The 19,839-nt window shown below is 58.5% G+C and carries 17 protein-coding genes; 9 read left to right on the forward strand and 8 right to left on the reverse strand.

Annotated elements, in window-relative coordinates:
• Window positions 1–208: 208 nt before the first annotated feature.
• The gene (locus IM764_RS02530) at window positions 209–1,378 is read right to left on the reverse strand and encodes an acyl-CoA dehydrogenase family protein (protein WP_194186777.1); all 1,170 of its coding nucleotides are present in this window, start codon (window positions 1,376–1,378) and stop codon (window positions 209–211) included.
• Between the two features lie 269 nt (window positions 1,379–1,647).
• Between IM764_RS02530 and IM764_RS02535 the strand changes: the two genes are divergently transcribed.
• On the forward strand, window positions 1,648–2,334 hold the full coding sequence (locus IM764_RS02535; RefSeq protein WP_194186778.1) for a DUF4232 domain-containing protein: 687 nt from the start codon (window positions 1,648–1,650) through the stop codon (window positions 2,332–2,334).
• Between the two features lie 74 nt (window positions 2,335–2,408).
• Window positions 2,409–4,157 carry a hypothetical protein gene (locus IM764_RS02540; RefSeq protein WP_194186779.1) on the forward strand — a complete coding sequence of 583 codons (1,749 nt, stop codon included), beginning with the start codon at window positions 2,409–2,411 and terminating at the stop codon, window positions 4,155–4,157.
• 23 nt (window positions 4,158–4,180) lie between these two features.
• Here the strand turns inward: IM764_RS02540 and IM764_RS02545 are convergent, their stop codons facing one another.
• Window positions 4,181–5,080 carry a cutinase family protein gene (locus IM764_RS02545; protein WP_194186780.1) on the reverse strand — a complete coding sequence of 300 codons (900 nt, stop codon included), beginning with the start codon at window positions 5,078–5,080 and terminating at the stop codon, window positions 4,181–4,183.
• Window positions 5,081–5,299: 219 nt separating this feature from the next.
• On the opposite strand from IM764_RS02545, the gene IM764_RS02550 reads away from it, so the two are divergent.
• Both IM764_RS02550 and IM764_RS02555 read left to right on the forward strand, forming a co-directional pair.
• Complete coding sequence (locus IM764_RS02550) at window positions 5,300–6,226, forward strand: DUF808 domain-containing protein (RefSeq protein ID WP_194186781.1); 927 nt, start codon at window positions 5,300–5,302, stop codon at window positions 6,224–6,226.
• A 39-nt stretch (window positions 6,227–6,265) separates the two neighbouring features.
• Entirely contained in the window at window positions 6,266–7,141 is an 876-nt protein-coding gene (locus IM764_RS02555) for a patatin family protein (protein WP_194186782.1), read from the forward strand.
• Between the two features lie 7 nt (window positions 7,142–7,148).
• On the opposite strand, the gene IM764_RS02560 is transcribed toward IM764_RS02555, so the two are convergent.
• Together IM764_RS02560 and IM764_RS02565 are read right to left on the reverse strand one after the other, a co-directional pair.
• Window positions 7,149–7,802: a hypothetical protein gene (locus tag IM764_RS02560; RefSeq protein ID WP_099297411.1), complete on the reverse strand. Its 654-nt coding sequence runs from the start codon at window positions 7,800–7,802 to the stop codon at window positions 7,149–7,151.
• An 84-nt stretch (window positions 7,803–7,886) separates the two neighbouring features.
• The gene (locus tag IM764_RS02565; protein ID WP_099297413.1) at window positions 7,887–8,306 is read right to left on the reverse strand and encodes a DUF488 domain-containing protein; all 420 of its coding nucleotides are present in this window, start codon (window positions 8,304–8,306) and stop codon (window positions 7,887–7,889) included.
• A 99-nt stretch (window positions 8,307–8,405) separates the two neighbouring features.
• Between IM764_RS02565 and IM764_RS02570 the strand changes: the two genes are divergently transcribed.
• Together IM764_RS02570 and IM764_RS02575 are read left to right on the forward strand one after the other, a co-directional pair.
• Entirely contained in the window at window positions 8,406–9,449 is a 1,044-nt protein-coding gene (locus tag IM764_RS02570) for an FUSC family protein (protein WP_159460936.1), read from the forward strand.
• Window positions 9,450–9,524: 75 nt separating this feature from the next.
• Window positions 9,525–10,022, forward strand: a complete 498-nt coding sequence (locus IM764_RS02575; RefSeq protein WP_099297417.1) for a GyrI-like domain-containing protein — start codon at window positions 9,525–9,527, stop codon at window positions 10,020–10,022.
• A 2-nt stretch (window positions 10,023–10,024) separates the two neighbouring features.
• Here the strand turns inward: IM764_RS02575 and IM764_RS02580 are convergent, their stop codons facing one another.
• A complete protein-coding gene (locus IM764_RS02580; RefSeq protein WP_194186783.1) occupies window positions 10,025–10,507 on the reverse strand; it encodes a DUF4395 domain-containing protein in 483 nt (160 codons plus the stop codon).
• A 116-nt stretch (window positions 10,508–10,623) separates the two neighbouring features.
• Between IM764_RS02580 and IM764_RS02585 the strand changes: the two genes are divergently transcribed.
• Window positions 10,624–11,565, forward strand: a complete 942-nt coding sequence (locus tag IM764_RS02585) for a cation diffusion facilitator family transporter (RefSeq protein ID WP_194186784.1) — start codon at window positions 10,624–10,626, stop codon at window positions 11,563–11,565.
• 2 nt (window positions 11,566–11,567) lie between these two features.
• Here IM764_RS02585 and IM764_RS02590 read toward each other — a convergent pair whose 3' ends face one another.
• The 3 genes from IM764_RS02590 to IM764_RS02600 all read right to left on the reverse strand — a co-directional run bounded on the left by IM764_RS02590 (window position 11,568) and on the right by IM764_RS02600 (window position 16,098).
• Complete coding sequence (locus tag IM764_RS02590) at window positions 11,568–12,077, reverse strand: 2'-5' RNA ligase family protein (protein ID WP_194186785.1); 510 nt, start codon at window positions 12,075–12,077, stop codon at window positions 11,568–11,570.
• Window positions 12,078–12,892: 815 nt separating this feature from the next.
• Window positions 12,893–13,675: a glycosyltransferase gene (locus IM764_RS02595; RefSeq protein WP_228073262.1), complete on the reverse strand. Its 783-nt coding sequence runs from the start codon at window positions 13,673–13,675 to the stop codon at window positions 12,893–12,895.
• 302 nt (window positions 13,676–13,977) lie between these two features.
• Window positions 13,978–16,098, reverse strand: coding sequence for a glycosyltransferase (locus IM764_RS02600; protein ID WP_228073263.1), 2,121 nt, complete (start codon window positions 16,096–16,098; stop codon window positions 13,978–13,980).
• 445 nt (window positions 16,099–16,543) lie between these two features.
• Between IM764_RS02600 and IM764_RS02605 the strand changes: the two genes are divergently transcribed.
• The gene (locus IM764_RS02605; RefSeq protein ID WP_312096747.1) at window positions 16,544–17,437 is read left to right on the forward strand and encodes a WcbI family polysaccharide biosynthesis putative acetyltransferase; all 894 of its coding nucleotides are present in this window, start codon (window positions 16,544–16,546) and stop codon (window positions 17,435–17,437) included.
• Complete coding sequence (locus IM764_RS02610) at window positions 17,434–19,716, forward strand: glycosyltransferase (RefSeq protein WP_194186789.1); 2,283 nt, start codon at window positions 17,434–17,436, stop codon at window positions 19,714–19,716. Before IM764_RS02605 ends, IM764_RS02610 begins: the two co-directional genes overlap by 4 nt.
• The last annotated feature ends 123 nt before the right edge of the window (window positions 19,717–19,839 follow it).

Genomic DNA, 19,839 nt, shown 5'->3' on the forward strand with positions numbered 1-19,839 from the left:
TACCGCGATACCCTGAGTTTTTGCTACACCCTACCGAAAAATTCTTACCCCCGGGGGGGGTTTCTATACACCGCTTGCATGGCGAAACTAACTTTTTCATGTTGCGTAACGATTTGCATCAGGGTGTACACTTCCCCATTTCCTCGGTAACGACAAAGCCGGCACCCTCCTTCAGGAAGATCCCGGCTCGTGTTATTAAAAGTCCCTGCTAGCCGAGGATCTGGCGGCCCATGACCATGCGGCAGATCTGGTTGGTGCCTTCGTAGATCTGGGTGATCTTCGCGTCGCGCATCATGCGCTCCAGTGGAAAATCACGGGTGAAGCCGTAGCCACCCAGCAACTGGACTGCATCCACGGTGACATCCATGGCCACGTCAGAGGCAAAGGCCTTGGAGCCTGCTGCCAGCAGACCCAGCTTCTCTCCGCTTTCTGCCTCGCCGCGCTCAGCGTTGGACGCTGCGGTGTAGATCATCAGGCGCGCAGCATCGATCTTCATCTTCATGTCTGCCAGCATGAACTGTGTGTTCTGGAAGTCCGCGATGGCCTTGCCGAACTGCTTGCGCTCCTTGACGTAAGCCACGGCGTTATCGAATGCGCCCTGAGCAATACCCAAAGCCTGCGCGCCGATGGTTGGGCGAGTGTGGTCCAAGGTCTGCAGAGCAGTCTTGAAGCCACTTCCCTCTTCGCCGATCATGCGGGAGGCGGGGACACGGCAGTCCTCGAAGTACAGCTCAGCTGTCGGGGAACCCTTGATGCCCAGCTTGTGTTCCAGTCCGCCCACGCGGAAACCTTCGTCATCCTTGTGCACCATGAATGCGGAGATGCCGCGAGCGCCAGCATCTGGATCAGTCACGGCCATGACGGTGTACCAGCTGGAGCGTCCGCCGTTGGTGATGAAGCACTTGGAGCCGTTGATGACGTAGGAATCGCCATCGCGCACCGCGCGGGTCTTCATAGCACCGGCATCGGAGCCGGCCTCACGCTCGGTCAGTGCATAAGATGCCATCTCGCCGTTGGCGATATCTGGCAGCACCTCACCCTTGAGTTCGTCGGAACCGTTGAGGATCAAGCCCATGGTTCCCAGCTTGTTCACTGCGGGGATCAGAGAGGAAGATCCACACACGCGAGCCACTTCTTCAATGACGATGACTGCGGCCAGGGAATCTCCGCCCTGTCCACCGAACTCATCTGGAACGTGGATAGCGTTGAAGCCAGAGGCGTTCAGAGCCTTGAGAGCCTCTTCCGGGAAGCGCTCGTTTTCATCAACATCCGCAGCATAAGGAGCAATTTCCTGCTCTGCGAGGCCACGGATGGCGCTGCGCAGCTCCAGGTACTCGTCGGGAAGGCGGAAGGGCTCGAAATCCGGGTTAAAACCCATAGTGGTGAACAACCTTTCGTAAGATCTGTCGTTTGTGGCCGGACAGAACGCCACCTGTCGAGGGTGCGTGTACCGGCAATTGTGCACGAGAACGGACGTACTCCAGTGTAGCCGGAGCGGCTGACGATATATTCTGTTCCCCGTTTCTTTATCTTTCCGCGCCATCTCAGCCGGTTTTCATTACAAATTGGAATCAATTTGCTCACTTTGCAGGGTGAACGCCCCTTTTCACTTTTATCCCACTGGCCCCTCCTATTAACGTATGGGACATGAATACACGGTTGCAGTCCGTTTCCTCCTCACCCAGCACAGCCCCTCGTGCCAAGCGCCCCGTGCGTTCCACTCGGAAGGCAGCGCTGGTTTTCGCCGCACTCACCGCCTTATCGAGCACCGCTTTGGCCGCTTGCTTCCCCGAAGATGGCACGAGCTCAGATTCTTCGTCAGAGTCCACCAAGTCTGCCGAGTCTTCCGATGCACAAACCAATGCAGCGCTGACAGCACAGGGCGGTCAGACGTCGGAAACAAACGATGACAACATCTGCGCCACCAACGCCCTCGATATCACCACGACCGAGCCACACGGCGCCGCCGGATCCACTCTGTTTTCCATTAAGTTCACCAATAAGGGCGATGCCCCGTGTGTCCTCAACGGCTTCCCCGGCGTCTCTTTGGTGACAGATAACAACGGAACTCAGCTGGGCGCCTCGGCGACGCGGGAAAAGAATGTTGAGTACCAGCCGGTGACCATCGACAAGGGTCAATCTGCAACCGCGGACCTGAAGGTCACCTCCACCGGCCCGCTGGATCCTTCCGAGTGTGATCCCACCAAGGCGGACGGACTGCGCGTCTACCCTCCAGCGCAGACCTCTGCTGCTTTTATTGCTATGGAAAACCTCGAAGGTTGTGCCGGCGATGTGCCAGTATTAAGCATTCAGCCTGTCGTCGAATCTGAGTAGTTCCTGCTACTCCACTTGTGCGCCGGGTGCTTGGCTCTTGGCGTCGACGATATTTGAGGAACAACCCGCACATCATGCCCACCATCAAGTCCCGTTCCCCGTGGGTATGGCTCACGGCCATTGCGATCGCCGCGCTGTGCCTGCGGATTTATCAACTCTCGCAACGCACGTTCTATTGGGATGACTTGGTTATTCCGGCTCGCTTCCGGGACGCGAGCTTCACGGATTTCTTCCAGTCTTACGACGGTCATGTGATGCCGGGCGCGATCGGCATTCAGGTTCTGGCTGATGCGATTGCCCCGCTGAATTTTGTGTTTCCAGCGTGCGTCATCGTGGTGATGACCGCGGCGACGTATGGCTTTTTTGCCGCCGCGTTGACTCGGCTGTTCCCGCGGCAGAAGTCTCGTGACCTGCGCGGACTGTACACGCTGACGTTCGTGGCGTTAACATTCTCGCCGTTTTTGATGACCGCCTCCGGCTGGTGGTCCGCGGCTCTAAATTCTTTGGGCTGGCAGCTGGGCTTTGCGGTGACTTTGTGGTGCGCCAGCATCGCCGTGAATTCTCCTCACCGCCTGGTGTGGCCCTCAGTAGTGGCTTCCCTCGCCGTCTTGGGCGCTCTGACGCTATCCGAAAAGTCCTTGTCCATCGCTCCGCTGGTGGCCTTTACCGTGTGGATAATGCATCGTCGCATCAACTGGCTGTTCTGGTTGGGCCCGCTTGCATTGTCTATCGCGTGGGCCTTTGTCGTCTTTAGCAACACCACCGTGTTCCGTTCGGATTCCCCGCAAAACCTGATGGATTTCCTGCCCGAGACTCTGGGCAAAGCCGTGATACCGGGAATGCTGGGCGGCCCGTGGGTCTGGGAAAGGTGGACTCCATCGCAGGCCTTTGCGAGCCCTCCCACCTGGCTGCTGATATTGGCGGTGGTTGTGGCAGCGGTCCTGGTCATCGGATGGGTGTTTCGGCGCCCTCGCCGCGGTGCAGAGTTGGTTGTTTCCTTGGCCTTTTTCATGGTCCTGATGTGGGTGTTGGGCAATGCGCGCACGGGCCCTGGTGCTGCCGACTTGCTGACGCGTACGCTGCACTATTACGCCGAGTGGTGGACGTTGAGCGTCCTGATTCTGGCCGCGGGAACGTATCGTTGGCCTTCTTCCCGACGTCACCTCCCCCACCTACGCATTGTTCTCGCAATCCTGCTCGCTGTTTCTTCCACGATCACCACGGTGTCCTGGGTCAACGCGTGGAAGGATGACCCCACAGGTGACTATCTAGCGAACCTCCAGCGTTCTCTCGACCAGACTCAAGAACCAATCCTGGATCAGCCGGTTCCGCTGGAAGTGCTCACTCCGCTGATGCATCCCTACAACACCATTTACTCGGTCACGGGCAAGGAGAAGGAAAACCTCACCACTCGCCCGCAGGTCATCGATGTGCAGGGCAATGTAGTGCCCGCGGCGGTTTTGCCTGCAGCACGCACGGAACACGGCGATGCTGAACAGTGTGGGATCCGCGTGCAATCGGGACAGTGGAAGATCGTGAAAATCGATAATCCGCTTCCATTTGGGCTGTGGGTGTGGGAGCTCAACGCGGTGGCGTCGACTCCAGGGACCACGATGACCATCACCACGCCGAACGGGCTGGAGACTGCCGAACAAACGAGATCTCGGGCTGTTACCGTGCCGGTCAGCACGGATCTTCAGCCCGAGTGGGTTAGCGTGCCCGGTGGCGGCGGCACGATCATGGTTGAGGTTCATGGGGCGGATAGCAACGCCCATATCTGCCTGGGGGCGGGAAACATCGGGCCGATGGTGCCGCAGGGCTAGCCCAGAAAACTATGCCCTGAAAACTAAGCCAGGTGGCTGCGGATGTAGTTGGCGGACAGGCCCGTTCCGTTCACCGCCGCGTAGTCGATGTGGATGGGGAATCCCGTGATCAGCGCTGGCGCTGCGACCAGCTTGTCTGCAGGGCTCAGGCTGTTGATGGAGGTCAACGCCGCGCCCAGGTTGGTGTGGGAGGTCAAGATTGCGGTCTTCGCCAGCTGCTTTGCCACGGTCGACGTTGCGTGTGGCGTGTCGCAAACGATATCTCCACGGCGGCAGATGTCCACCGCGCGGTCGGTCGCTTCGCCGTAGCCGCCGGGCAGCGCGCCGAAGGCACCTTCGGTGTGGCCAGGAGCTCCACCAAGTTGTTCGACGCCAGGCACGCCGCGGTTCGGGCTCGCCATGAAGACAGCAGAGCTGAGTCGGTCAACGGGAATTGGTCCCCGGCCATGGCCAATGTCGCGAACCAGCAAGGAAGCCACGTCAGCTCCTAGGGAGTAGCCGTAGATGCTGAACTTGGCGTCTGGGCACTTGGCTGCATCGCGCGCGATCAGGTTCCGGGCGGATTTGAGGGCACCGTTGCGGACGGTCTCATAGTTACGGAATCCGCCGGGCAGAGAATCGAAGGACGCGTAGTGGTCCACGACTCGGCCACCCGTGGTGTTGCGCAGCTGCGGGCCCACGTCGGTGGTGTACAACCCGTGCGGCACGTTGTCTGGAACTCGTGCACTGGAGTTCGCTCCACCGGGAACGCTAATCACCATGTTGGCAGCGCACTGACGACTGCTCAGATCAGGAAGGCCGACATTGGAACTGCCCAGAGTCTGCGCGGAGGCGGCGGCGGTTCCGCCAGCCACTGCAGTGACGGCGAGAGCGAGAGTAGCGCACGCTCGGGCAAAACGGTGCTTCATGTGTGATCCGATCATGGGTTTCTAATTTTTCCTCTTTAAATCGAGTTAATAATAGATGCAGTTGCGACTAAGCGCGAGGAGAGGAAGTAAATCTGTGACAGATTCCTCTCTTTAAGGGGGCATCATTTATTATCTGAAGACTCGTTGGTGCCCAAGAGCCACAGTTAATGCCGTATCTTTGAACAGATTGCACTCCCCTGTTGTAACAATTTTCGGAGATCGGAGCCCTCGCCCATGGCCATTGGTCTAGCCGCCCTACTCGACGATGTGGCACTCATTGCAAAAACCGCCGCTGCCAGCGTGGATGACGTGGGGCTGGCAGTGGGCAAAACATCCGCGAAGGCTGCCGGTGTGGTGGTCGACGATGCAGCCGTGACTCCACGGTTCGTGGCGGGAGTCAAGCCCAACCGCGAGCTGCCCATCATCTGGAAGATCACCAAGGGCAGTCTGCGCAACAAGCTGCTGATCATCCTGCCGATCGCCCTGATTCTGAGCTGGCTTGCCCCGTGGGCGCTGACTCCTCTGCTGATGTGTGGTGGCACGTATCTGTGCTTCGAGGGTGCGGAGAAGATCTGGGAAAAGCTTCTGCATAAGGATGCCGCAGAAGATGCGGAAGAGGAAAAGGCAGCCAAACCAGAGTCCGAGATTGTCCGCGGAGCAGTGATGACGGACTTCATCCTCTCTGCGGAAATCATGGTCATCTCCCTCAACGAGGTAGCGAACCAGCCTTTCCTCAACCGGGCAGTGATCCTAGCGATCGTTGGTTTACTGATCACTCTGGTGGTGTACGGAGCTGTGGGCGCGTTGGTGAAGATGGACGATATCGGCCTAGCCATGGCGCAGCGAGACTCGGAATTCTCGCAAAAGGTCGGACGGGGCCTAGTCAAGGGTATGCCTTATGTCCTGCAAATCATCGCCGTGATCGGCACCGCAGCCATGCTGTGGGTTGGCGGCCATATTCTGGTCGAGGGACTCTATGAGCTGTTCTGGCAGTGGCCTCATGAGCAGATCCACCACGCGGAAGAAGCGGTCGGCGACAATGCTGCCCTCCGGTGGATCGTGAATACATTCTTTTCGATGATTTTCGGATTTATCGTGGGTAGTATCGTGGTCGCGATCGTGCACTTCTTGCCTTTCAAAAGCAACAAGCACGAAGAATAAATTGCAGGATTAACCTGCCCCACACGTCTGAGGTTTCCCATGGTTGATGCCCCTAATGTAGCCCTCGTCTTCGAAGGTGGAGGGATGCGCAACAGCTATACGGCTGCCTGCGTGGATCAGCTCATCGTTCATAATGTGTCCTTTGGCTGGGTCGGTGGAATCAGCGCCGGCGCCACTCACTCCGCAAACTTCCTCTCCCACGACCGGTGGCGTGCCACGCACAGCTTCGTGGAATTCGGGGCAGATCCTCGCACTGGCGGGGTGCGCAGTCTTCTGCGCGGCACCGGCTACTTCAATGCGGAGTACGTTTTTGAAATCGCGGGCGCGCCAGGCGAAGATTTGCCCTTTGACTGGGAGACCTTCGTTAATGACCCCACGCCCCTGCGCATCGGCGCCACCCGGGCAGATAACGGAGAGACGGTCTACTGGGGACGCGAGGACTTTAACGATCTCAAGGATTTCATGCGCCGCATGCGTTGTTCCGGCACCCTGCCGGGCCTGATGCCCACGCCCACGATCGACGGCGTGGATTACGTGGACGGCGCCCTTGGCCGCTCCGGTGGTTTGGCCGTAGACGCCGCGATGGATGACGGCTTTGAGAAGTTTCTCATCCTGCGCACCCGGCCTCGCGGTTTCCGCCGCACGCCCCCGCGCAGCCCGCGGCTGATTCGCAGGTTGTTGCGCTCCCGTCCCGCCGTAGCTGAGGCCATGCTGACCCGGCACGAGCGCTACAACCACTACGCCGAAGTTATTGAGCAGCTAGAAAGCGACGGCAAAGCACTGGTGTTTTATCCGGATGACATGCGCATCCAAAACACCGAACGCAACCTGCAGAAACTCAAGCAGTCTTTCAACGCAGGCATGGCCCAAACCGTGCGCGAATGGGACAGCTGGATGGAATTCCTGCAGCAGTGATCCACCACTAAAGGTACAGGATGCCCAGCAGGATCAATACCACGGCCACGACATATCCCGAGGCCGCAATGGTGGCATCCTTGTGCGTCCCAAGCCGCTCGATGAATAGAGCGACGGGGGAATCAGGGTGGCGTCGAATAAAACCAATGAGTAACCCGAACAGGGCCGGAAGACTCAGCGCCAAGCTGGCGTACATCACCACGCCGAGGTAGCGCGACCAGGTGGCAAGCCCAGAATCGCTCAAGTACGCAAGGCCCACAAAGAACGGAATCGACGTCACGGACTGGATCAACCCCAGGCTCATGCCGGTGAAGAATGTTTTGCGCGAGGCGGTCTGCAGGGGTGCGGACACTCGCTGGATCATGGGCGTGGGGTCGCCGCCGCGGAAGGTCAGCACCGCACTGAGCAGGCCGGTAGCGATCAGCAAGACACCCAGGATCGGCGAATGGAGGAAGCGCTGGACGAGGTCGCCGATGCCGTCGAACACCAACATGGTGAACAGGGAGAGGATGAATACGCCGAACCAGTCCCCGGCGATCAGCAGCGTGGCCACCTTGCCGTAGGTCGGCTTCCGCGCGTGGAGAACCGCAGCGGCAAACAGGACCCCGATGAGCAGCACATTGAGCGAATCGATCAGCGCGAAGCTCACGGCGTGCAGCATGTACTACGTTCTCCATCCGGTGGTAGTTGCGGGGACAGTCTCCAGAGATTGTAGCGCGAGCCGGGACGATGTCCGCACGCTGCGCTACTTCTGTTTGGTCAGCCAGTCTGCCAGCACGTTCGCATGATTTATCTTGCGATCCTTCGCCGCGTACACCAGTACCAACGGCGTGGTCTTGCTGGACTTCTTAGCCAGCTTCAATAGCGTGTCTAAATCCTTCGCGGCATCAGAGAGGTCCTCGGAGTCTGCAGAATCGAGCTCTTCTGCATGCTCGTCCAGCTCCGAGCGGTACTTCTTGCTAAACGCGGCGAACTTGTCCTTCTCGTGGTCAAACCACTTGCGGAGATCCGGCGACGGGGCAACATCTTTCAGCCACTCCTCCAGATCTACGTCGTCCTTGGCCACTCCCCGAGGCCACATCCGGTCCACCAGCACGTTGGTGCCGTGCGGATCGTCCTCACCGGAGCGCAGGTCATGGATCTTGACTGTTTCGACGTGGTACATATCCTCCAACGTAGCCGTGTCGCCGGAGCGGTGCGTTCCTGCGATTCCCAGAGGTCTACCATCGACGACGTTGAGGACAAGCAGAGTAAAGGAGCGCGCATGCAGTTTCGGGAGTTGTTCGGCCTTGCCCCAGCGAACCGAGATCACATTCCCGCTTTCCGCATCGCCTTCGGCGTGGCCATCCCGCTGCTAATTCTTCTCGCCACGCATCGTCTTGACCTGGCCATTTATGCCACCTTCGGCGCTTTCACTGGCATCTACGCACGTCACGAATCGCCGCAAGCGCGCTTCTTTAAGCAGTCCCTGGCCGGCGCGTTGCTCACGATGTGTGTGACGGTGGGCGCCACGCTCAGCTGGTTCGCCGCCGGGCCGTGGATCGTCATGCTGGTGACCTCCGTGTTATCAAGTTTCACGGCGATGATGGCGGCTCGTTTCGCTCTGGTTCCTCCGGGTTCCGTGTTCTTTATCTTTGCGACGGCAGCAGTGGGCAGCGTCCACGGTGGCGTTCATCCTGGATTGGCCTTCCTCATCGCGGCCGCATCCGCGGCCTTTTGTGTGGTGCTGGGATTGGGCGCACATTTGATTGGAGAAGGTCGTGGCATTCCCGAATTACCCACGCCCGCTCCCCTGTCCACGAAGGAAATCCGCAGCCATGGGCTTCGTTTCCTGATCGCGCCGTTAATCGCGGGAACCATCGGAATACTCTCTGTACAGGGCATTCCTGGCTTGTCACATTCCTATTGGGCGATGGTGGCGGCGGTCGCGCCGATTACTCCGCCGCGTCATCGCGACAGGTTTGTGCGCTCTCTGCACCGCATTTTCGGCAGCTTTGGCGGCGTGATGCTCGCTGGCTTTTTGCTTTCTTTTCCCATCGATCCGTGGCAGTTCGTGGTGTGGATCATCATCTTGCAGTTCTTAGGAGAGCTCTACATCGCCCGTAACTATGCGCTGGCGTTGCTCTTCATCACTCCGGTGGCGCTGATGATGACGCAGATCGCTGCTCCCGTGGACGTGCCGGATCTGCTTCTCGCTCGCTTTGTGGAGACGGTCATCGGCGCCACCGTGGCCATCGGTGTGGTTGCGTTTGGCTATTCGGCGGAGAATCCGGAGAAGTTCCCCTTCACGCGCTTGCGCAAGACGTAACGTGCTTGAGCCTCTGCCGCGGTCACCGAAGTCTCGCTACCCTCGAACGTGACCTCTCACCGACAAGGAGCATTCATGAGCACCATTGATCCAATCCAAACCATCGATTTCCCCGGCATGTCCACGGTGGTCGTCCGCGTGGAGGACTGGCCGATGGCGCGGATTCATGAGATTTTCGACGCCACTTTCACCGCCCTTGGTCAGGCCATTTCTCAAGGCAAGTTCACACCCACGGGTCCGGCGTTCGCGCGCTATGACGCTCCCCCAACGGATACCGCGACGATGGAAATCGGCTTCCCAGTCAACGACGGTCTGACGGAAGACATTGCTGCTGGAGATTTCACCATCAGCAATTCTTCTCTCCCGCAGGGCCGGATTGCCATCACCAAACACCGTGGAGGCTACGACGGTCTACCGCAGGCATGGGAGGATTTCCTCGGCGAGATTCACACGTCCGGCATGGAATTCGGTGCGCCGTCCTGGGAGGCCTATGACACGATGCCCACCCCGGAGACGGATCCCGCCGATCTGATCACTGGCCTCGCGGTTCCCGTCACCGGCGAGACGGAATAGTTCTAGATGGCGCAGGTCTCACAGGCATCGGGAGGAAGGATGCCTGCGCGCTGGGCGTGGCGGTAGATCCAGCAGCCAGCGCAGAAACCAAGGAAGGCCTCGGCGGAGGCTGCGGCGACGAGCAGAATGAGGGTTACTGACGTCGCCACAAAAAGACCAGAGACGCTAAACAACAGGGCCACCACGGAGAACACCAGGCCGATGCCCTGGGCGAACTGCTTGGGCGCGCCGGAGACGATGCGCGGCTCCCCGAACGCGGCGCTGGCTAGGTAGCGCACGGACAGCTGGCCGAACAGCGAGTACTTTGGCCCTGCCCACAGGCGTAGCGCGAAACCGATCACCAGCAGCAGGTTCAGGGCGATCGTCACACCACCTTGAATCGACAGCGCACAGGCAATGGTGACCACGGCAAGCGCGATGACGAGCATGGCGGTGGTGCGGGCTGCGTGCTCGTTGACTCGTTCAGGGAACTCTCCAAAAGGCATTCTCTCACCATAGACCGATCTGTCTGGTTTGCAAAGCGACGCTCGGCTGTTTCACCCGTCATCGCCCAGTGATATAATCACCGCAGATAAGAAGCTGTTGCAGAAGGGAGCTTCACTTGAGCGCCGGACATTCTCACGATCACGGAGCTGCGGACGCCGCAGGCCCCGGCGACCACCGCACCAAGCTGTGGATCGCGTTCGGCATCACTGCGGGCATCGTGGTGGCACAGGCCATCGGCGCGCTCCTCACTGGCAGCCTCGCCCTGTTAACCGATACCGCGCACGCACTCACGGACGCTTCCGGCCTACTCATCGCCCTGATAGCAGCCAACCTGATGATGCTCCCGGCCGATCCGCAGCGCACGTGGGGATTCCGTCGCATTGAGGTGATCGCTGCCCTCGGTCAGTCCACATTGCTGCTGGTGGTGGGTATTTACGCTGCTGTCGAGGGCATCAAGCGGCTTTTCTCCCCGCCCGAGGTTCCCGCCACCGAACTGCTGATTTTCGGCGTGATCGGCCTGTTGGCCAACGTCGCCGCCATCGTGGTGCTCTCCTCCTCCCGCGGCGCCAATTTCAACATGCGCGCCGCGTTCCTCGAGGTCCTTGCGGACGCGTTGGGATCCCTCGGTGTGATCATCGCGGCAATTGTGATGGCGACCACCGGGTTTCTTCAGGCCGACGCCATCGCGGGTCTCTTTATCGCATCTCTCATTGTTCCCCGCGCAATAAAAATCATGCGGGAGACCACCGCGATCCTCATGGAGTTCACCCCTCAGGACCTAGATCTTTCCGAGGTCCGGGAGCACATAATGGGCATTGATCATGTGCTGGACGTCCACGATCTACATGCCTCCACGGTGGCCACGGGCTTGCCGACAATTTCGGCGCACATCGTGCTGGCGGACGAATGCTTCGCTGATAGCCATGCTCCCGAGATCTTGCGGGATATCCAGAACTGCGTAGAGCACCACTTCCCTATCTCCATCGCGCACTCTACGTTCCAGTTGGAAACGCAGTCCGCCAGCGAGGCCGAGAGCCCCGCAATCCGCCACGAATAGCCCTACGCCTCACTGTGGGCGAAGACCGTCAGCTCCTGGGTGCGTGGCCGCCACAGGGAAGCTCTGGTGGCGGTCATGTTTTTGAAGTGCGAGGACGTTTCCTCGTCGAGGGCCATGATGTATTCGCCGACCAAGTGTCGCGGGATGCGCAGACCCATGGTCAGATGTGGGATCCACTGCTTTCCTCGGCCGTCAGGGTTGGCGGCACCGACTTCGCGCGCAGCCTCTTCCACCTCCTCGGAGGTTTCCAGCAGCCAGGCGATCGTCTGCTTGCCCTTGGTCCCAAACACCACGGTTCCCGCGCGACGAAACTGTGCCGGGATTACCGGCGGAAGCAGCTCCGCAGCGCGCTCAACAGCTTTATCGCTCATGAACGGCGAGAAAGTGATGGTGATGTGCGGTGTCTGCCGTTGCTGGGGAAAACCACGCTCGGACATAGCAGCGAAGATTGAACGCACCTGTTGTTCCTCATCTTTTGACAGGTGGAGCAGTATGTTATCGGGTGACGTCATGGGTTCTTAACTAACCACAACCCACACATTGTGTTCGCACCGAATGGCACCCGCCGCCGCAAACTCATCCAACCAGCCACGCATGGGCCACTGACCCCACTTATCGTGAAATCGGTTTGCATTGGTAACGATATCCTCCAAGTGTTCCCACGGTGGCGAGGACACTGAATGCCACATATGGAACGCGTCCGCGCCACCCACCCAGCAGAGAGATACGTCCATGGCCCGAAGATTCCAGGCAAAGTCTGTGTCCTCGCCTCCATACCCCGTGAACTGTTCGTCAAAGCCAATGCCATGATCCCGGAGGGTTCGCCAAAATTGGGCGCTCACACAAAAGTTTAACGACCAAAAGAGATCATATTCACCGTGGGTAGCTTGGCGAACCTCGCCCGGTTCGAGGTCAGGACGGGCTGGGTGAGGATTCCTCAACTCGTGTAAACGCTCTGGCTCCGTAAGAGCATCCTCCGGCAAGTACGTAACGGGGCCGCTCAGCACGCTGTTTGGATACTGGGAGAGGGCCTCCAGATACCATCCCTGGAGCTGTTCGGCTGGGAGACAATCAACATCGAGAAAAACTATGGCCTCCCCACCTGTACTCGCTTGAGTTGCTGCCCAATCGCCTGCCAAGTTGCGAGCCCGAGAAAGGTTGACTGGAGTGTCCTTCACGTGAGCGATGCATTCCACGCCCGCGATATCCAGCGATTCCTTTCCGAGAATGACGACGCCATGCTTGACGCTCGGCGAGCCCAGCTCAACATGCCTGCGCTGTTCAGCTAACCGCTGTGCCCGGTCGGCACTAGCGATACTAACGACGATCATGTCCAGTTCTCCTTACCCAGGCGGGCAGAAGAACATAATTCCAAGATCACGCATGCCGCTCGCCTCGCTGCACCCTCAACCCGCCATAGCACCCATTCCGGATTCATGCTCACGGCTTGCTCTAAAAGTGAAGGGAATTCGTGCGGTTCAGGCAGATCCGCACACTGTAAAGCAAGACCGAGTCGCGCTACAGCGGAGGCAGTGGCATGCTGCTCATGAAATGCTCTGTCCTGAGGAATCAGAATGCAGGGCTTCCCGGTGAGGGCGATATCAGCCACTGAATTTTGCCCAGCGGCACTAACAACCACATCAGCACCGCCCATGTCACGTAACGGGTTGTCACTGAAAACTCGGCCACCGAGGAAATTGAAAGTCCACCCAGGACAAGCTCGTTGCACGTCTATCCAGTATTTTTCCGTCCATTGCGTACCTCCCGCTCCTTGAAGAACCACAACACGACGTGCGGAGATGTCACGCGGGGTGTCTTTTGCGGTCGGACGGGTAGGCGTGTCGAATCTACTTATTCCACCGACACAACTCACCACATTTCTATATTCCTGCAGATGTGCGGGCACACCAACATCTTCTGGCCACGCAGCAATGATCGCAGCAGCCTGCTTATAAGCCATTTGATGAGTCCTGTCGACTCGCTGCCCGGGCATAGCAAGAGTCACAACGGGAATCCCGAGCAAACGGATGAATAAAGCGACCTCAACTGAAACATCCACATAGAACACTTCCGGGTGATTCTCGGCAACCCACGCTGCCAAAGCCAACATCCGCCGTGTATAACCGGGATGGTCCGTGGGTGCCCAGTGTAAAGTTCCATGGGCCGTGGGATCTTCAGCCGGAGGCCCCTGGGTTGAGACATCTTCCGCTCGGTCAACATCCAGTGGGATAAACCGTTCCTCATAAGGTCGTCTGTCAGGTGCGCTGTCGTACGCGGTCCGTGGAATGGCAGAGGAAAAGATAGTGACTTTAGCTCCCCTCGCAGCCAATTCACATGCGATGGTTCTGCACCTGTGGAGGTGCCCTGATCCCTGGTGATGGGAGTACATTCCAACGACCGGTTGCTCGCTTGTCATTGCGTCACCTGCGAACTGAAAGCCACTGTTTCAAGGATCTCTGTGTAAATGTTCGCTAAACGGCGGCCGCTGAAGTTCTGACGGGACCACTGAGCCCAGTCCTCCCGCCTGAACGACATCACGTAGCGAGCGGCTCTGACCAGTTCAGCGACCGGATTGGCGGGGTCGGCTAGGGCTTGCGGGAAATCCGCCAGGATTTCCGCAATTCCCCCGCGCGCCAATGCAGCCACAGGCGTCCCGCAAGCCAATGCTTCGACCACAACCAAACCGAAGGGCTCGTCCCAAACAGGGGTTACTAAACACAACTTACTGCCGCCCACCAATGCAGAGAGAGTTTCCTGTGAGGATTCACCTACCCAGTGGGTGTCCGAACCTAGCCGTGGAAGAATTTCCTCTTCGTAATAGCTCTCATTTCCAATTCGTCCGGCAATGTCCAATTCCAATCCAAGTTCACGGGCAGCGTCGATCGCGAAATGCAGCCCCTTTTCCGGCACGACACGACCGAACCACACAGCGCGCTCCCCACCAGCCCCCGGCATCCAGATGTTCTCATCGAAGCCGTTAGAGACAACAATTGGCTCTTCCGGCAGGTCCCACGTTGATGATGCTGCCCTGCTAACTGAAGCAAAGGCACCCGCCCCACGCGACCCGCGCTCAGAAACAGCGGTGCTGATTGCGTTCTGCATGCGTTCATCCACCGGGGTGTGAATCGTGGTGAGCATGGGCAGGGGCCGCTTAGTCTGAAATGGGGCGGGGTGGAGACAGTTGTTGTGAATAACATCGTAAACACCCGCTTCGACCGCCTGCTCCAAGTGGGCGATAGTACGGGCAAAAGCCGCATCTTCTCGATCCATTTCACCAGGCGGGTACGTATGGTCAGTCCGAAACTTTTCGTAACCCGACCAATTAACGCCAGGGAATTCCCATTCCCGCTGGTGGCCATCCGAACCGGCGGCGGCATAGAGGTCTACTCGGTGCCCGAAGTGCCGGTACGCCTGCACCATCATCGCGCAGAATGCTTCCAAGCCTCCCGCATAGGGCTGGGCGATTGGGAAACGGGCAGGTGCGATGAGGGCGATATTGAGTTTGGGTGTGGACATCGCCCGATAAATCTGCTCATGCACATCGAGAACGAACGAACGTTGGGCTTGGCGATCTACAGCCAGCGGGGCTGAACCCGCCGAAGCTAAACGCACTGCCGCATCGGCGGCTGAGCAAGCATCGGCAACCCGGTATGATTCACCTGCGGAGGAATCATCCAGTTGACTGAAATAACATCCACAATCCGGGTAAGCCACAGGCACACCTAAGTCACGGCACATCTCTAACCACCCAGAATGCGTACCTCGAAGATACGGCAGGATGACAGTGGAACACTCTGCCACTGTGCTGAAGAGGGTGGCGTCGGAAAAAGGTTCATGGAGTACAAGGTGCACTGCGGGGGAATCGGAGAGCAATCGATGAAGAACGGTGCCTTCCTGATCGCGGTGGAGGAAGACGGTGACACGACGGCCCTTCTCGACACAACGCTCCGCAATGCGGATATAGAAGTCCGCATCCGTAACCACGTTGGCACGCACCGATTTCAGGAATATCCCAATGTCCGTTCCCATCTGTGCTGCCACCACCGATTGTGGATCCTCAATAATTCTCGGGTGAGGAACGACGGTTATGCGTTGCGGGTCGATCCCAAAGTCTCGGGTCAAGCGGACCCGGGCAGCCTCAGTGAGTGTAAGAATGCGGGCCGCATCGTCTGAAAGAATTCGCAACTGCGCATGAAACGCCTGCTGATCAACCACGTGAGGGTTGTCGATATCGTGCACCGTCAAGACCAACGGAATGCGCCGCATGCGAAGCAATTCCACAAAGTCCCGAGTCTGGTGAACCGTCAAGTGCTCAAAACCGAAGTGCACGTGAACGAGGTCAATCCTCTCCGAAGTCCCTATACGCTCCCGATCCAGCCACCAATGTGCGTGGAAAGCGGGATGAGGCCACCACTGGGCAGGTTTATCCGGATTGACCACAGGGTCCGGCAACACATGCGTAAACGACCACCCACCACGAGGCTGAATGGATTGGACGTAAGGGTGCGCGCTAGGTATGGAAAGGATTGCCATGAACCGACTCCTCCCACACTAGGCATATACGCTTTCTTAAGCCGAGTGCCCACGAAAGGCCCTCGGCTTAAGTAAGTACATTAGCGGAAAACATGCACGCTGTATGCAGCCGGGTTGCCGTGGAGCTAACCCTACGGCAACCGGTTGCTGCTAGTAGAGAATCGCTACAGAGCGCATACTTGAAGTAAAGAAAGCCTCCCGAAGTTATCAAGACTCCCCTGCAAGGATGCAAGCAATCGACACGCCAGCTACACCCCCATCAACCGCTGATTCTGTCACCGCGTCCGGTGGCGCACCTAGGCGACCCATTCTCTCCTCAGGAGTTACGGACCGGACTCGCCACTACGGGCAGTTCTACGGACTCCTTCCGCTACCGGGTTCCACAGACGCGGCCGGTACCTCTAACGCTACGTCTACGGCCACTGCCCGCCCGCGAGTTGTAGTGGTGGGAAATTGCCAAGCGGAGTCCCTCCGCATCGTGTTAAACAGTTCAGAACCTATCGACTCATTCCGGATCCCGCCGATCCACGAATGGACGCAGGAAGATATGCCGTTTGTGCATCACGCACTCCGGTGGGCAAACGTTCTCGTATCCCAACCAGTACGGGACAATTACCGCGGCTTGCCCTGCGGCACAGCTCAGCTTGAAAAGATGCTCCGCGCGCAGAATATGGACAATGAAGGCGAGGCACAGGTCATCCGTTTCCCAGTTTTGCGATTCAGCGCGCTCAATCCAACGTGGGTCATTGTGCGCTCCCCCGCAGATACCTCCCTCAACCCGCCAGTTGTTCCATACCACGATATAACTATCCTCGCGGAGCTGGGTGGATTGACTCGAGTGAATCCCGCTGACTACCCAGGCATTCTTGATTTAAATGTGAAACAAATGGGAGAGCGCGAACGCGCACATGGCACGGTCATCATGTCCGATTACCTCAGGACGTGCCCCACATGGCACACCCTCAATCACCCGGACAATGCCACGTTGGAACGACTCGGTGTGCAGGTGCAGCAGGCAATCGCAAAGCGGAGAATAGAATGGGCACATCTCGCCGAACCCTCTGACCAAGTCAGTGCCCCGATGGATCGAGAAATGCTGGGCCACCTACGCGAACCTGTCGATACTGCTGCCTGGGAAACACTCGTCCCGAATAACCCACAGGTACCCGCTGACCGCGATTCTTGGACCCTGCACGGCAGACCCCTAGACCCCGAAGAGATCGCCTTCGCTCACCGCCGCTTCTACACCGATCATCCAGAATTCGTAACCTCAGCCATGACGCGCCACGCCACCCTCCTTCGACTACTGGGTTATCAACACGAGGGGGCCCGGGCATGACTTTGCCTACTCATCTCATCGTTGGCCCAGAACAGCACGGGGTGGTTGAATACGGTCTCCTCCTCGCTAAGCACGCTGGGGGACGCGTTGTGCGATTCGACAATTGGACTGCTCTGCCCACAGATCCTCGTGAATTTCCAGCTGGGCCGCTACAGATCTACTTCACCGATCACCTCTTCGGCAGTTCACCGTCTGAGGCGCTCACCCGCGTCCTTAACTTGGTGGGGAATCACCCACTCAGTGTTTCTTTTCATGATGTCCCCCAACTAGAGGAGGGAGCTGACCGCTTTGCGCGCCGAGCCAAGGCCTACGTTGAGCTCGCTCAACGCGCCGATGCAGTGGTGGTGAATTCGCAGCACGAGGCTCGATTCTTCACCCAGCGTCTTACCCAGAATCCACACCCAGCACTGCGTGTGGTTCCGCTTCCTCTTCCGCAGCGCGTCACCACTATAAAGCCCTCATCCTCCACCCCCCCTAACCCTCCGAGTATTCACGATGACATTGCCATCATGGGATTCATCTACCCGGGTAAGGGGCATATGGAGCTCCTAGATTCTCTATCGAAGAACCCCGCACATGGCATTCACAGTCTGAGAGCTCTGGGCCGCATAGCCGATGGCCACGAGTGGCTGGCTGATGACTTACGTTCGGCCAGTATGCGCGCCGGCGTCGACCTTGAGATCACGGGCTTTCTCGATCCGGAAGAACTCGAACAAGAAATGCTCCGGGCGGGCATTCCGGTCTGCGCGCATCGCCATTTCAGTGCATCCGGTTCTTTGATGAAGTGGATTAGTTTGGGACGTAGAGTTCTCGTGGCGGACGGTCCCTACCCTCGAGAGTTGCGGGAACGGTGGCCAAATTTCATAGTTCTTGTGAAAGACGACGCCTGGCCTGAAGCTATCGCTGCTCTTCCTTCAGATTTCTGTGATCCTTCTGACCCGCCGAGCGACTGGACGTGGGCGCAGGTGGCTTCTTCCTATCACCAGGTGTGGATGAAGGAGCCTTTTGATGTGATGAAGAACTACCCGCTGGTGGGAAGAAACCCAGAACATTGGCCACTGGTGAGCGTAGTGATCCCTTACTTCGACAACCCGGAGGGATTGCGGGCAATCCTGCGCGCACTTGCGGAGCAAGACTATCCCGGCGAATTTGAATGCGTGGTGGCAGATGACGGCTCTAGCTCTCCCCCCACCTTCATCCCAGAGGAGTACAGTTTCCCCATCCGGGTTGAGCGGCAAGCGGATCAGGGATTCCGAGCGGCTGCTGCCCGGAATTTGGGTGCAGGTGGTGCCCGCGGTGAGGTTCTGGCGTTTGTCGACGGAGACACGATTCCGAGTCGCGCTTACCTACGCGAAGCTGTCCGATTACCCGCGCTCGATCCACGCGGTTTAGTGGTGGGTCGGCGGGTACACGGTGAGGTGGGGGACGGCAATGCTCAGGAGCCCGCCTGGTTGCGCGACGCGTGGCTTCGTACTGGCAATCTAACAGGTGCTGATGACACCTCGTGGCGCTTCATAATCTCCGCAGTGTTGACATGCCACCGGCAGTTGTTCGATCGTGTGGGGGGATTCGATACCACCATTGTTGGATATGGAGGGGAGGACTGGGAGTTCGGATGGAGGGCTTGGAATGCAGGCGCACTCTTCCACCACAACCCCGCGGCACTTGCATTTCATCCAGAACCGGATTGGTCGGGTCGGCAAGCTGGGTGGGAAGAAGCGTGTTCCCAGAAGAATCCGGAGACGCTCGCTCTGGCGAAGAGGATTACTCACCCCTTAGCCCGACCAGAGGGTGTGATCTTCGACGACGCTGACGTTCTCGTTCAGTTGCCCGACAACGCTGGAGAGTGGCCGCCCGGGGTTGCCATCGCGGTGATCACCGGATGGCTGGCAATCCCCTACGTCCACGTCGTGGTGCCCGCTAGCGCATTGCATTCGGAGGAGACGGGCTTATTCGCAGATGACCCGAGAGTGAGAGTAGTGGACCAACGTCCGGCCCTGGGCCGCATCAACGTGGACTTACAGCAAGCGGCCTGGCCGACGGATCGTTCGTCCGCTCAGTGCATCTTTGGAGTTGATGGCTTAGGGGGAAAGTGCACGGTGTACACCAGCTCCGGCCGTAGCGGTCAGGAAGAAATTCAGGTCGGCACGATCACCACTGCTCGATATAGATCGCTGGAGGTTGCGGGGCATCTTTCCTCTACTGCCACTGACGTGTTCGTGACGTGGAACACGGCCCGCGAACCTATCCGTTTGGAACGACAATTTGCGGGCTGGTGAGGGGGTCTTGCTGCGGCTTATGTTTCTGTTGGGACTGGAAAGCTAACGAGGCAAGCCAGCGAGAAGTGGGTGGGGAATTAAGAGGGACTTGTACAGAACCCTGGTTCGTTGGGCACGCCACGC

It is taken from the genome of Corynebacterium sp. ED61, assembly GCF_015233855.1.
Lineage (GTDB): Bacteria > Actinomycetota > Actinomycetes > Mycobacteriales > Mycobacteriaceae > Corynebacterium > Corynebacterium dentalis.

Coding starts and splice junctions, on each gene's coding strand:
- IM764_RS02600 (WP_228073263.1), bottom strand. CDS start 16,098: ATGGCAATCCTTTCCATACCTAGCGCGCACCCTTACGTCCAATCCATT.
- IM764_RS02545 (WP_194186780.1), bottom strand. CDS start 5,080: ATGATCGGATCACACATGAAGCACCGTTTTGCCCGAGCGTGCGCTACT.
- IM764_RS02555 (WP_194186782.1), top strand. CDS start 6,266: ATGGTTGATGCCCCTAATGTAGCCCTCGTCTTCGAAGGTGGAGGGATG.
- IM764_RS02595 (WP_228073262.1), bottom strand. CDS start 13,675: ATGTTGGCTTTGGCAGCGTGGGTTGCCGAGAATCACCCGGAAGTGTTC.
- IM764_RS02610 (WP_194186789.1), top strand. CDS start 17,434: ATGACTTTGCCTACTCATCTCATCGTTGGCCCAGAACAGCACGGGGTG.
- IM764_RS02565 (WP_099297413.1), bottom strand. CDS start 8,306: ATGTACCACGTCGAAACAGTCAAGATCCATGACCTGCGCTCCGGTGAG.
- IM764_RS02530 (WP_194186777.1), bottom strand. CDS start 1,378: ATGGGTTTTAACCCGGATTTCGAGCCCTTCCGCCTTCCCGACGAGTAC.
- IM764_RS02535 (WP_194186778.1), top strand. CDS start 1,648: ATGAATACACGGTTGCAGTCCGTTTCCTCCTCACCCAGCACAGCCCCT.
- IM764_RS02580 (WP_194186783.1), bottom strand. CDS start 10,507: ATGCCTTTTGGAGAGTTCCCTGAACGAGTCAACGAGCACGCAGCCCGC.
- IM764_RS02540 (WP_194186779.1), top strand. CDS start 2,409: ATGCCCACCATCAAGTCCCGTTCCCCGTGGGTATGGCTCACGGCCATT.
- IM764_RS02575 (WP_099297417.1), top strand. CDS start 9,525: ATGAGCACCATTGATCCAATCCAAACCATCGATTTCCCCGGCATGTCC.
- IM764_RS02560 (WP_099297411.1), bottom strand. CDS start 7,802: ATGCTGCACGCCGTGAGCTTCGCGCTGATCGATTCGCTCAATGTGCTG.
- IM764_RS02590 (WP_194186785.1), bottom strand. CDS start 12,077: ATGACGTCACCCGATAACATACTGCTCCACCTGTCAAAAGATGAGGAA.
- IM764_RS02550 (WP_194186781.1), top strand. CDS start 5,300: ATGGCCATTGGTCTAGCCGCCCTACTCGACGATGTGGCACTCATTGCA.
- IM764_RS02570 (WP_159460936.1), top strand. CDS start 8,406: ATGCAGTTTCGGGAGTTGTTCGGCCTTGCCCCAGCGAACCGAGATCAC.